General features: G+C 43.1%; 8 protein-coding genes and 1 pseudogene. 4 read left to right on the top strand and 5 right to left on the bottom strand.

What is annotated here, in order from left to right; translation table 11 throughout:
* Positions 1 to 264: 264 nt before the first annotated feature.
* The 4 genes and pseudogenes from WH37_RS16460 to WH37_RS37655 all read left to right on the top strand — a co-directional run.
* Entirely contained in the window at positions 265 to 1,347 is a 1,083-nt protein-coding gene (locus WH37_RS16460) for a lactonase family protein (protein WP_046231704.1), read from the top strand.
* Between the two features lie 66 nt (positions 1,348 to 1,413).
* Positions 1,414 to 2,388: an aminoglycoside phosphotransferase family protein gene (locus tag WH37_RS16455; RefSeq protein ID WP_046231703.1), complete on the top strand. Its 975-nt coding sequence runs from the start codon at positions 1,414 to 1,416 to the stop codon at positions 2,386 to 2,388.
* A gap of 63 nt (positions 2,389 to 2,451) precedes the next feature.
* Positions 2,452 to 3,108 (top strand): SGNH/GDSL hydrolase family protein, encoded by a 657-nt coding sequence (locus tag WH37_RS16450; RefSeq protein ID WP_046231702.1) that lies wholly within the window; start codon positions 2,452 to 2,454, stop codon positions 3,106 to 3,108.
* A 377-nt stretch (positions 3,109 to 3,485) separates the two neighbouring features.
* Positions 3,486 to 4,513: pseudogene (locus WH37_RS37655) on the top strand (IS1634 family transposase); the annotation flags it as partial.
* A gap of 90 nt (positions 4,514 to 4,603) precedes the next feature.
* Here the strand turns inward: WH37_RS37655 and WH37_RS16440 are convergent.
* The 5 genes from WH37_RS16440 to WH37_RS16420 form a co-directional block, all read right to left on the bottom strand.
* A complete protein-coding gene (locus WH37_RS16440) occupies positions 4,604 to 6,043 on the bottom strand; it encodes a S8 family serine peptidase (RefSeq protein WP_052737017.1) in 1,440 nt (479 codons plus the stop codon).
* A gap of 1 nt (position 6,044) precedes the next feature.
* Positions 6,045 to 7,271, bottom strand: a complete 1,227-nt coding sequence (locus WH37_RS16435; RefSeq protein ID WP_046231701.1) for an erythromycin esterase family protein — start codon at positions 7,269 to 7,271, stop codon at positions 6,045 to 6,047.
* A 222-nt stretch (positions 7,272 to 7,493) separates the two neighbouring features.
* Positions 7,494 to 9,371 carry an ABC transporter ATP-binding protein gene (locus tag WH37_RS16430; protein ID WP_052737016.1) on the bottom strand — a complete coding sequence of 626 codons (1,878 nt, stop codon included), beginning with the start codon at positions 9,369 to 9,371 and terminating at the stop codon, positions 7,494 to 7,496.
* Entirely contained in the window at positions 9,344 to 10,666 is a 1,323-nt protein-coding gene (locus WH37_RS16425; protein ID WP_046231700.1) for a lanthionine synthetase C family protein, read from the bottom strand. The genes WH37_RS16430 and WH37_RS16425 overlap by 28 nt, the downstream gene beginning before the upstream one ends.
* The gene (locus tag WH37_RS16420) at positions 10,653 to 13,808 is read right to left on the bottom strand and encodes a lantibiotic dehydratase (RefSeq protein ID WP_046231699.1); all 3,156 of its coding nucleotides are present in this window, start codon (positions 13,806 to 13,808) and stop codon (positions 10,653 to 10,655) included. Before WH37_RS16420 ends, WH37_RS16425 begins: the two co-directional genes overlap by 14 nt.
* Positions 13,809 to 13,870 lie beyond the last annotated feature (62 nt).

Raw genomic sequence — 13,870 nt, 5'->3', positions numbered from 1 at the left:
CACCTTATAAAGGCGGCATGCCCTAGCGCTATGATAGACCAGCTAGCGGCCTGTTGCAACAATGTGCGTTATAGCAGCCGTTTATTCAAACGGGATAAAAACCGTCAGAACAGCACTTGGTTTGTGCGCAGACTGCTAGTACAATAGGAGGGAAAGCTTTAATGCGGGAAAGCTGGCAAGGCAAGCGGCAAGCTCCGCTGCCATAACGCCAGCCCTTACACGCAGCGGGGAAGGTCCCGCTAATTTGAAGGAGGAGTATGAATCGTGTCTGTACATAATGAACGAGTTGTCGTATTTGTCGGGTCCTATGCAGAGGCTGCGGCAAGCGGCGTATATGCGTATGCTTTTGATGAAAAGGAAGGCAAGCTGTCGCTGCTGGATGAAGTATCCGGCCTCAAAAATCCAACGTTTCTGAATGTCGATATTCCAAGCAAACGGCTGTATGCCATTGCAGAAGGGGTATCCGCAGCAGGCGCCAAAATTGGCGACGCTGTAGCTTTTGCCATCGACACGGACAAAACAGCATTGACCGAGCTTAACCGCAGCGAAGCGATTACGGCTCCGGCTTGCCATATTCAACGCGATCCATCCAATCGCTATTTGCTGCTGTCGAGCTACCATGGCGGCAGAATCAGCCTTGTTGCGCTGACGGACAATGGCGAGGTAGGAGAACTGCTCGATATTGCCCAGCATACGGGAGTCGGCCAGCACCCGGAGCGGCAAAATCAGCCGCATCCCCACAGCATACAATTCAGTCCGGACGGCCGTTTCCTGTTCTCGCCGGATCTGGGCATTGATCGCATTATGGCTTATCGCATTGATGATCAAGCGCAAAAGCTGGTTTTCCATGGCGAGACGGTGCTTCATGCGGGCGCTGGCCCGAGGCATATGGCTTTTCACCCGAATGGGAAATTTGCTTATGTCATTAATGAGGTAGATTCGACGATTACCGCGTTCCGTTACGATGCTGAGGTAGGCACGCTTGCGACGCTTGCAACCGTTCCAACTCTGCCTTCTGATTTTGACGGTGAAAATACATGCGCCGAAATTGCCGTTTCCGAGGATGGCAAATATGTATACGGCTCGAATCGCGGGCACGACAGCTTCGTAGTGTACGCAATTAATGAAACGGACGGCAAGCTTACACTTGCTGGGCATGTGCCAATTGAGGGCGAACACCCACGCCATTTTGCTTTTGTGCCTGGCGGTCGATACGTGATCGCGGCTAATCGCGACACGAATAATTTGGCTGTATTCCGCGTAGATGCGTCAACGGGGCTGCCTGTGTATACCGGACATTCCGTTACGGTATCTGGGCCTGTTTATGTACAGCCTGTATTGGTGTAGCAGCAGGAAATAGTTGAGGCGAAAGCGCCTTGAATGCGGCGAGAAGTGGAAGGGAGGTCAGCGGAGATGAAATGGCCATCAGCATGGGTACAGACTGTCATAAGCGTACATGGAGAACGCGGCGAGAAGTGGCTGGCTGAGCTGGATTCGCTGCTGGCAAGCTGCGCGGAGCGGTGGGAGCTGCAGCTCATGGATCGGACGCCGTATGAGCTGACCTTTAATCTGGTGCTTCCAGCGCTCCGTAAGGATGGAAGCGAGGCTGTGCTGAAGCTCGGCGTGCCGTCCAGGGAAAGTCGGACGGAGCTGGCAGCGCTTCAGCTTTATGCTGGGCGCGGAGCGGTTCGCCTGCTGGCTTCGGATGCGGAGCGCGGCGTTATGCTGCTGGAACGGCTGAGGCCGGGACAGCTGCTCTCGGAAGTGGCAGACGATGCGGCGGCTGTCCGCATCGCTGCGGAGGTGATGCGTAAGCTGGCTGTGCCAGCAGCGGACGCAGTGGCTGTGGGGAAAGCGGCTGGAGGTGCAGGCTTCCCTACAGCTCGTCAATGGGCGAGCGGGCTGGAGCGGCTGCGCCAGCGCTTTGATGGCGGTACGGGACCGCTGCCAGAGCCGCTCGTCCGGCAGGCGCAGCTGACCTTCGGCCAGCTACTCGCAACGGGCGTAAGCGAACCGCAGCAGCTGCTGCACGGCGATCTGCATCAGGGCAATATTTTGTCCGCGGTGCGAGAGGGAGAAGCGTCAGCCAGCTGGCTGGCGATTGATCCTAAAGGAGTTATTGGCGAAGCAGCTTATGGCGTCATTCCGCTGCTGATGAATCAGCTGCCCAAGTCACGGGTAGAGCGAATCAGCCTGCTGCGCAATCGCGTCCATATCCTCAGCGAGGCCCTTTGCCTCAAACGAGAACGAGTTCTTGCCTATGGCTTCAGCCACATGATATTATCTACAGCATGGTGTGTGGAGGATGGCGTTGGCGATAGCCATGCTGCACTTGAGACGGCGGCTTGCTTTGCGGAGCTGCAGCGTGAGGAGCCTGCTCTTGAATAGGCCAAATAGCAAATCAGCCGAACATTCATCATCATTTATCCATTATTAAGGAGCTGGGACGAGATGAGCGAGCAGCAATTGACCGTTTTATTTCAAGGGGATTCCATTACAGATGGTTCGCGAGGGCGCAATGATGATTTAAATCATATTTTAGGCCATAGCTATCCGTATTTAATTGCCTCACGCCTTGGCTATGAATTGGCGGAGAAAGCTCCCCATTTCATTAATAAGGGTATTAGCGGCAATCGTGTCTCTGATTTGTACGCCAGATGGAACGAGGATGCCCTCAGCTTGAAGCCGGATGTGCTCAGTATTTTGATTGGCGTCAATGATGCGTGGCGCACGATGTCTGGAGAAGCGAGCGGCGCAACGGATCGTTTCGAGCGTGCTTACCGGCATTTGCTGGAGGAAACAGCCGAGGTGCTGCCGCAGACGGGGTTCGTTCTTGTCGAGCCTTTTATCCTGAAAACAGGCGCGACGGTGGAGCGTTGGGACGAGTGGCAGCAAATCATTAAGGGATATCAGGAAAAAACAGCTGCTCTAGCAGCAGAGTATGATGCCGTTCTTGTACGCGTGCAGCATGTATTCGACAAAGCGAGCGAAGTGACCGGCGCGGCCTACTGGCTGTGGGATGGCGTTCATCCGACAGCGGCCGGGCATGAGCTGCTCGCCCGCGAGTGGTTATCTACGGTGCAAAAAAGCAGCTTAGCGATTAAATAGTAAAAAATGATATTTTTAAACCCGCCCGCTTTTTACTGCGTATAGTTTTGTAGAAATCGGAGCAGTTGGCAGCTTAATATATAGATGCAGCTACGAATAAGCATTCCTATTTCGCTGGAAATTGGGGGTGCTTCTCTTTTATTTTAGAAGAAGAGCGTTTGCAGGCATGTCTAAAATAGCAATTTTAAGGTGAAATGCTTCATTTCGAGAGCCGAAGTAACTCATTTGTAACTATTTTTCATGCGGATAGAAATGAGATTTATGTAGATTTTGTAAAAACCCTATATTACCGTGAAATTATAAAAAAAATGCGAAAAAACCTTGTAATGTCGCGATTTTTTAATATTTATAATTATAACGTGGAATGGGAAGGTTATATGCCGCTCATCTATCTGAAAAGTAAGAAAAATGGGATTACATACGTTTATGAGCCCGAAAACTTCTGGGACAAAACGAAACAGCAATCACGCAGCCGGCGAATTTGCATCGATAAACTGGATCCGCTAACTGGCGAATTGATTCCGTCAAAGCGGTTAGCTACACCAGAGCACCCCTTGAAGCGCGGTCCAGTTCCCGTGGTAGAAACGAAGCGCTTATACGTCGGCGCGGCCTATTTGCTCAGCGCCATCGGCGAGAAGCTGGGCATCACAGCAGACTTGAAGCAATGTTTTCCTAGTCAGTACAAGCAACTTCTATCGATCGCCTTTTTTCTGATTCTGGAAGATCATAATCCGTTGCTGCGTTTTTCGAAGTACGCTCTGACACATCAGCTTCCTTACGGCAAGGGTATTCCTTCCCAGCTCAGCAACGATTTTTTTTGCTTCGATTACAGAAGAAGCACGGAGACAATTTTTTTCGGCTACAACAAGGCAGGCGGCGGGCGGAAAAGAGTACTGGGCTTACGATGCGACCACCCTATCGAGTACCCGGAATGCTTGAAGCAAGTCAAATACGGAAAGAACAAGGAACAGATCCGCTACCGCAAATGAATCTGGCGCTATTGTTTGGTGAGCAATCGAATTTGCCATTTTACTAGCGCAAGGTTACTGGGAATATTTAGGTTGTGAAAACCACAAAAAATCTGCTTGCTGACATGGACTTCTTCGCCTACAAGAAGATCAAGCTGGTCATGGATCGCGGTAATTACAGTGAAGCGAACATCAATGCCATGTGTCAGCACCATCTGAAGTTTCTCATCGGAGTGAAAGTAACGCTCAAATATGTACAATCGGAATTGGAGGCCGCTAAACCTCAGCTTCAAAAATGGGAGAACTTTCATCCGGACTACAATTAATATGCGCAATCGACTGTCATCACTTGGAAATATACACAAATATGGTCCTATATAGGCGATGTGATAGAAGGCGAGCGCCGAGTGTACTTGCACCTATATTTCAACAAAGATTTGTTTAAATCCACTTAAATGTTTCTTCTTGAATTTGCCGTGCGTTCCTACCTCTATAAAAAGGATAGGAACGTTTTCCAGATGCTATTTTCATTTAAGAGGCATGCTTTCATTCTCAACATACTGCAGCGCCTTAAAAGCATTCACCATTCCGACCGTTCTGCCTGCGGGATCATTTACAGATAGTTGAGTTGCCATTTCCCTAAGCATGCTAGATATTTCTTCAGGCGCCTTGTTCAGCTTATTCTCTTTAAGTTTATGAATAACCAAGGCATATGTAGCTGAAACAGCGGGAGTTGCCAAACTTGTACCAATATCCAGATCATACCCTTTCGGCAAGCTGATCAATTGTGCAATAGTTGACTGCTCCAAATAAGTTGGATATGTGGTTAATAGAAGAAAACTGAAATCAAATTCATCTTCATGCGCAATCGGACCGTAACTTCCTCCTGGTGCGTAGAAATCAACTTTTTCGCCATAATTCGAATAAGGAGCTGGCATTCGTTCTAATGTTGAAGCACCTACAGTTATTACTTTTGAAAAAACAGAAGGCAACCGAATAACGCCTCCTCCATCTTCTCCTGTTGGAATAATTTGGTCAATATCAACTCCTTCGTTACCGGCTGAGTTTACGATTACACTACCTTTATTATTCGTATAGTCAATCGCTCGCTGGAAAGCTTCCACAACGGCGCCTCCTGATTTTTCGCTGTAAGTCTGATAGATCCCCGAACTAATATTAAGCACCTCATGTCCGTCGTTTGCTGCTTTCACCATCGCTTGGATCATCCAAAAGGCTCTTCCGCCCTCGCGGCTAAATACTTTATAGGGTACAATTCCAATTTCAGGGCCAATACCTGTTAGATTTCCATTCGCAGCTATAATGCCAGCCACCTTAGTTCCATGACCGTTGTAATCCATAGCAGTCAGTTCTCCTGGTACAAATGATTGTCCAGGTGAAATAATATTGTCTGCCAGATCCGGATGGTTCAAATCTATTCCGCTATCCAAAATTGCTACGCTAACATCATGGCTGCCTTTAGTTATAGAATAGCTTTTCTTATTTTCTGTAACATAATTAACGCCCCACTGCCAGTAAGAATATACGTTAGGATCATTTTGGAAATTAGGCATTCCGTTTGATTCAGCATTAGTCGCAAATTGAGCAGCTAGCACTGCATCTAAATCGAGTGGGTTTATAACTTCCGATTCTTGAACGATAAATCGTTTAAATTTTTTATGAATATACTTGCTTGCATTTTCTAAGACTTCTTCTTGAGGATGTTCAATTTGAATGACTCCTATTTCTTTTATGTAATCGAGCTTCAAATCCGGATATTTATTGGATATAAATTTGATTAATAAATTCACAAAGGACTTATCCTTAACAACAATGAGTTCATGGGACGTTACCGGCTGCCCAGTCGTATCAGTACCATTCGCCGATAAAAGATTGTTGTTCGTGAGCGTTAATAACAATATTGCTGTAATAATAAGAGATTTTAATAGTCTGGACGTTATTTGTTTCATTTTATTTCTCCTTCGAATTATATAAATAATTTGGAGGTGAAACATTCTTAATAAAGAAGATCCCATCCAACTGCTTATTTGGCACAATTAAACGTTCAAAGCTTCCTGACTCTAATATGATCGTTCTTCGGCTGATCCACTTGTTCTCAGGCTTTACTTCAACCTGGCTAAAATCTATTAAACCGACTTCCGCCTCTTGATGGTTCATATAATCTTCCAAGCTCTTCTTGCGTGGCTTGATAAGTGTATAATCGCTCCCATGATTCAAAGCTGCCGTCCCTTGGTACATAAATAACCCTACATAATAAGAGTCTTCGACTATTCGTTTTGAAACCAGCGATCCCATAGGCCTGTATCCTGTGAATGATTTAAAATTTTTGAAAATATGAGCGTTATGCGCCCACACAATCACTTTTTCACAAGGATATAGGACAGTAAGAAGCCATTCCAGATTGTCAGCCATCATTTGATCCCTGCGTTTTGCATACTCTCTAGAACTAAGCGCAATACTATTTAAGAATACTGCTGTATTTTCAAGGTAACGATCCAACACCAACAATACCTGGTTTCTCGGACGAGATAACAATTCGCTTCTTAACTGTTTAATGGTTCTCAATTTCTCGGTTTTACTGTCTTCATATTCTGCAAGAATCTCTTTCGGTATTCTTTTTCGTTTTGCTCGAAACTCCCCAATTCGGGCGTACCATTGAACAGAATATTCAGCCAGTAGATTCAATTCCTCTATAGTTGCTTTTTCTAATTCTCCTTGCGTTTGCAGCATTTCTCTTAATGGATTGACTTTTGAAGAAGGTTGAAAATCAATCCCCGTCAAGCTTAAATCTGTCGACTTGATCAACTCGAATAATGGCAACGTCTCTTTCGTTCTCCATAGCGAAAAAATAGATTGCTGCATGATTTCCTCAGAGCTAAGCTGATTCTTCATACCATTGACACTGTAACACTCACTTAAACCGCTCTCAAAGGCAATTACTTTAAAATTCATCTCAGTGTAAAGAAATGAAATAAGTTTCGATTTCAATGTATTAGTCTGAGATATGCCATGGCTGTTCTCTCCAAGCCATACGATTCGCTTATCGCCGATATACTGACGGATAGGCTCAAAATCGGAGTCCGTGCATCCTTCAGGTTCAGGAAGTCGAACGGTATTTCTTCTAACCCAGCTGCCCTCATCTAAATATTTCTTATTGGAGCGCTCAAATAATCCCATATTTTTGTACCTCCTTAGTGCTGCAGCAAATAACATATGATTTCAACTTAAGAAGATATTAGTTTACTCCTCGCTTTTCTTTTTTTTTTTTAAAATCATCGTTATTCCCGTGATTACGCCTAAAAGCACTAAGATTAGGAGCGACAATCTGATCGAGCCAATTCTAATAAGACTTTCTAACAGTTCTCTCAATAGCGCTAACATTTTCTTCCTCCATATCCCTTATGTATTTACAGCTGCCGGTTCTTGAAAAGATTCAATTTGCAGATTATATAGATATCGATATTCATTACATACATGCATTAATTCTTGATGGGTCCCAATCGCGTTTAGTTCACCATCTTCCATATAAATAATGCGATCGGCAAATCTGGTGGATGTATAACGATGTGTAATAAAGATCCCAATCTTGTCATCGATCAGTTTGGTGAACTTTTCAAAAACTTCCTTTTCGGATTCGGGATCAAGCGCAGCGCTCGGCTCGTCTAACACAAAGATACTCCCATCCTTAAAGAATGCTCTAGCGATAGCTATTCTCTGCCATTGGCCGCCAGAGAGCTGAATCCCGTCAGGAAACCACTTCCCTAGCTGCGTATTGATTTGAGCGGGCAATGCTTTAACTAAATCCGATATTCCCGATTTAAATGCAGATTCATATATTTTGTCATCATTATCCATGTTTTGATAATCGCTGATACCGATATTTTCTCGTACCGGCATTTCGTATTGCATAAAATCTTGAAAGACTACGCCGATGTTGCTTCGAATGGACTCCGTCGTATAATCATGGATATTAATATCGTTAATTAAAATTTCACCCTCATAGTCCTTATACAATTGAGCAATAAGCTTTATCAGGGTTGATTTTCCGGAACCATTTTTACCGACTATCGCAATGGCATCGCCTCTCTTCAAAAACAAATTAATACCCTTCAATGCATATCTGTCTGTGCCAGGGTAGGTGAATGAAACGTTTTTAAATTCTATTGACTCGATTTTAATAAGTTCGATTCCTTTTCCTTCATGGGAATTTGGTTGTGGTTGTGCTGCTTGCATATTTAAAAAATGAAAGAGTTGTTCGATATAGAGGTTGTGCTGACATAATCCGACTAGGCTCTGAGCCAAATGCTGCGAGTTCGATTGCGTAAGCGTAATCGCCTGAATGTAACTAATAAAACTGCCCACTAAGAGCTGTTTCAGCATTGTAGCTTTAGCTACCATAAAGATTGCGAAACCCATTAAGATTAAGTTCAGCGTTCTAAATACTAACGTGAGCTGGAGTCTCTTCTTAGCCAAATTTTTGTCTTCCTTATAGAAGCCTTCCACAATCCCTTCAAACTTGTGTAAGAGATAGTCGGCAACCCCAAACAGCTTTACTTCTTTAAAGGCTTTGTCGTGAGTCAATAGATGCGTATAGTACCAACTCATCCTGTTCCTTGGCGCACGCTGCCAATGGAGTACAAATTCAGAGTTACTTAGTTTCATATAGGATGGGATTGAAATAAATGGTGTTAGAAGCAAAAGCAAACTCATCCACCAATTCCACTGAAATAAGAAAATAACGGAAGAAATTAACGTAGTGATGCTAGTTATAAAAGCTAATATTTGTTGGAAAATTTGGTAAGGACGAAAGCTGGTTTCTTGTTGAGCGCGTTTAAGCTGATCCTGTACTTCGACGTTCTCGAAATCCTCTTGCTCCAACGTGCTGGCCTTTGTCAACACAAGCATATTCATATGATTGGACAATAACGTCTGAAAAAGCCCCTCTATATATTCGCGGATAAGCCCCAGTATATCCCGTACGACAACAAATCCGACGAAAAATAAAAATACGATTAAAACCCCTTCAATGCTGCTGTCTTTCGTTGTTACAATCGTATTCACGAATAATTGAGTCAGATATAGCGAAATGACCGGGCTAACACCCTGTAGCAAAGTGAGAATAATTATTCCAATGAAGTAAATCTTATTCGTTTTATAATATAGAATTAATAATTTGGGCCAATAAGAAAACGTATGCAGTATCGTCTTATAATTAATATTTCCGTCCAATTTTTCACCTTCTTTAACCGTTATGAAATAAGGAATATATAGTCCCATTCATAATCCTGATGTTTCAATATGCTTATCAGCGCGAGTACAATTCCTGCTGTCCCGACAAGAAGCCCTGGATTCTGAATCTTCCCATGATCATAATCGTGAAATCCAAAAGCTAACTCTGGATCGTACTCACTCAGTATAGCTTCCAACGTGTCATAGAGCGGTTTCCTGTCCCAATCCGCTCTATGCTTAAGATGAAACTTATGCAACAGATATAATAACCCAGCAAATCCATGACAGAACGTTGGCGATTTAATAGACCAAATGTCAATTGGCCGCTTCATCATTTCATTACAAGCACGGATGCCCAAAGTCTCGCAAGAGACATCGTTGAGCGCGTTTGCTGCCAAAGATAAAGCGTGACTAATCCCGGGAATGCCGTAGCACCAGGATTCGTTATTAACTGTTACCCCGCTCTTAGTACCCGCAGTGTACTCTTCCAACGATACTCGATCAGGCCATACAATTCCATAATCGTCGTGCTGTACCCACCGTTTAAAAAAGGCAACTATATTTTCAATAGCCTCAAGCTGTCCCTCGACTCTAATCCCTTTTGTATAGGCAGAGCTTAGCAACGAAAGCGGTCCTGCAATCCCATGGGAAATGCCCAAGTTGAAGTTCCCTTGTTCATACTTTACCTTCTCCGCTTCTAGAAATTGATTGGATTGGGGGATATACCAGCTTGGAACAAATTCTCCGTGCCTATCGAATTCACTGCTCAATGCAACTAGATAGTCTAAGATAGCCTTCGTACTGGAAACACTCTCTTCATCGTCAAACTGAAGCAAGTATCGCCCAATTCCTGCTAGACCCTCCATGCAGTCGTAGTCCAGCATTTCTACGTTGCCGTGTAAATTTTCGGTTGCCCGTTCAATCTCTTGCGGCAGATTGAATAAAATAAAACTGTGCAAAGCTTCCTTCATCTTCAAATATTTTTTATTTGTACATGCCAACAATTCTGTGCTTACAGCGATGCCTGTAAGTCCCGACCATAATGATAAAGAATAAACATTGCCATCGTTAATCAATGTTTGCAGCCTGCGCACATATTCGTGCCCGACTTCCTGCCAGTTCTCTTCAGGAAACAGCTTGCCTAGCTCCACCGTTAATATAATTAACCCCGGCAGTCCGACAGCAAGTGAGCAAAGATCCGCTTGACTAAATCTTTGCTCCTCATAAAAGTCCATAACCTTGTCAACGTTTCCATATGTTTGCTTTAAATGGTTAATAATTGTTTGGATTTTGTCGATTTGGTTTATATTCATCTGCAAATTGGCCTCTTTAAATTTCAACATGAATTTTTAAGCCCTTCTCTTTCTTGACATAGCTTAGATTATGTAGAGTATGGCAGGCAAAAGTCATGATTTTTTCCTCCAAGCTCTGGTTAATACCTATCAATCTATTCAAGCTAAGGTGAATGAAACTGGACAGTATTTGATCTGGCTTATTATATAATGTCTTAGCCCTTCTCATTTCCTCTATATAAGCTTTCATCTCTATAGAACGATGCTGGATCTGCTCATACAAAAATTCGCCTTCATTTAGGGTGCGCAGGTTACGCCAATTGTCCGAGTCGTTGCCCATTTTCATATAAAAGGAGCGCTGTTCCCTGAACTCTTTCGTATACTTCTTAATTGAAGTCATACGATTCAGCCAGTTCAATTGATCTTCAAAATGGGGATAGAATGCAGCAACATAACTGATTACATTAATGACTCCGATATTCTCAATAGATAGAATGGTATCTTTTTTCTGAGCGTGATTGATGCAATTGGCAACAAACCGGCTATCTGCAGAAAACAGTTCTTCAGCTCTGCTGACAAGAAATGGTCCGCCGTATCTTTCGATCTCAGGCTCATAGCTATCCAAAGAATATTTAGTTGCTATCCCCCTGGAGCGCAAGTTTTCTATCCAGTCGTGAAAGGCTGGAAATAATTTATTTATTAGAAGCTCCTGTTTTCCTTTGAATCGAAGACGTACATGAGTGCGTGGATCTGCATATCGCATAAAGAAGAATGAGTCAAAGGCTATTCCCTGCATTTCATCAATAAATTTCAGCAACTCAGTCCCTACCCACTCATCCGCTCTGCTTTTCATGCCGTAAATTTTGAAGTACATCCACTCGCTGCCGGGCGGGTATACTCTTATTGTATCCGTTACGGTTGAATAAGCCTCTAGGGCTTCCTTTTCATTTTGAATATACTTGTCTTGAGCATTTATGTGGATTTTCCTACTTAAAGGGAATACTGCTTCCATATAATAGGGTCTTTCATCTTCGGACTTAGTAATAAAGTTACTAAATTGAGATTCGATTTCCGTCAAGACAAGGTAACCGTTTTCAGGCAGTTTACTCACTTCGCTAACCAATTGCTTTAAATGGAATTCGCTGGATAAGTCATACATAATTCGATTGTCTGCTTCTGTTAAGTATATAAACTGTGGTACTTGATATTGCTCTCTCCACTGTCTAAGCATGGTCACTTTATCCTGCTCTGTATGATTGGAAGCAAAAGCTATGATCTTACGATCAACATTCCAAGTCGCAGGAGAAAATACGATTTTTCCGTATCTTACCCTCGGCAAATAAGGCTGTCGGGATAACATGCCCCAATAGAAGCCGCGCCAATTTTTATACTGCGATATTCCCAGCTCACATAAAAACCTGTATAGGTTAGGAGTACCGCTGGTGAAGTTAAGCATATGATTCGTTACAGGAACGATCTCTTTGTTCAATTTCCTTGATTTAAGATAGAACCTGTATCCGTAACTGCCTACGACCAGATCGTCTAACGAAATTTCCTCAAATCGATTATTGCTGCTAGTTCCGATGACAATTTGATGTTTGGTTAGATTCCTTGTCATGACCACATTAATTGCCTTAGAATGCCTAGGCAAATATACAACCTCTGCAAATATTTTATTGGGATGCTCTTTTACACTTTTTTTAAGCTGGTCCGTTACAGCAGGGTCTATCATATCCAGAAACCTTCCAAAGCTTTTACCTGCTCCGGCGGAACCAGGGTTCGGACCCATTATAAGCTCATAATCCGAAGCATCTTGTTCTGGGCTGATTATGGAGAAATATAATTCCATTGAATCCGGAGGCGATAGAAAATCATCCTCGTAACTAACTTTGAGGTCATCTACAATAGCATCCGTTAATTGAAGCTCTTCTCTCTTCAAGATTGCTTCCTGCGCATAATTCATCAGCTTCCTAGAGTAAACGATTTCCTCTTCATAGTTATTATGCAGTACATAGTCGCTTTTCGGATTTTCATAAGTTGGAGGTGCCCCCAAACCGATATCCTCATCCAACAGTTCGCACAAAGGTACCTCTCTGGCTACACCATAAGCTTCTATAAACTCCTCGTGATATTTGCTAAGATGCTTATACCATGACGTTTGGGGCGAAAGCTTAAGCAAAATATCCGCTGCCTGAGATAACTCACCCTTTATACTTTCATTTAACATATTATGATTGAGGGATGATTTCAGATCGATTTGCAAAGGCGTTTTCACTTCAGCCAATTGATTCATCAAGGTAACCGTCGTCTCGTAGATTGACAAACCCTCTCCAATTTTTTGCTGATTGTATGTATGAATGGAGTGTCTTATAACTAGTAACCTTTCGTATAAGAAATGAAGCTCTTTTATGCGTCTAATTTTCTCGATCAAATAGTCAAAGGCATTCTCATCCGTTAACGGCGGCCGAAGCGTGCTTAACAGAAACTCGTTCTTAAATAAACCGAATGTGAAATTTTCGACTGTCTTTCTGTCCACTTGGTTATAACGATTATGAATAATTTGATTCAATTCCGTCATATTAATAGGCTCATATGTCTGCTTCGAGACAAAATCCACAATTTCATTCCAATTAACGGAGGCATATGTGAAATCTTTATTGCTATCTGTATAATCTCCATATGAAGTGATAAAAGGGATTTTAATTCGATCGCCAATTTTATAGGCCGTTTGGTTGAATCTGACGTCCAGCTCCTTGACAATATTATGATCTTCTTCTATATTTTTAATAATTCTTAATAGCCACTGCATATCCGGTCTAGCTCGTTTAGCATGTTGTTCAACATTACCTACTTGAATAGTATTCTCGCTTCCAAAAACTCCAATGTCTACTCCAGAGAATAGCCCGAATGGAGTCGCTCTGGTAGACATGCGATTCATATATTTGAATAAGCTTCCTATCATTTGTTGTTGTTGCCTGTCATTCTTATCCGGTTTCAATAAACTTTTGTATAGCGAAGGGCTTGCGATGGCAATAGCCTCAAGAATTTCAGGACAGTTCAAGATTTCCTCAAGGTTCTGAGCAATGTCTTGTTCACTATTAAAGTAGGCTTTAATATGATCTACTGGAAAAAGCGGAGTTCTAATCATAAACAAATCTAAAGGTACGTATTTGTCTCTTGAATCTTTTTGCATTTGTCTCTATCCTCCAATTGAAATGGCTACATGGCTTTTTTAGACATATCACGGCGTTTTAT

Source organism: Paenibacillus algorifonticola, assembly GCF_000971975.1.
Taxonomy (GTDB): domain Bacteria; phylum Bacillota; class Bacilli; order Paenibacillales; family Paenibacillaceae; genus Pristimantibacillus; species Pristimantibacillus algorifonticola.
This window is presented reverse-complemented; position numbering and strand designations above follow the sequence as displayed.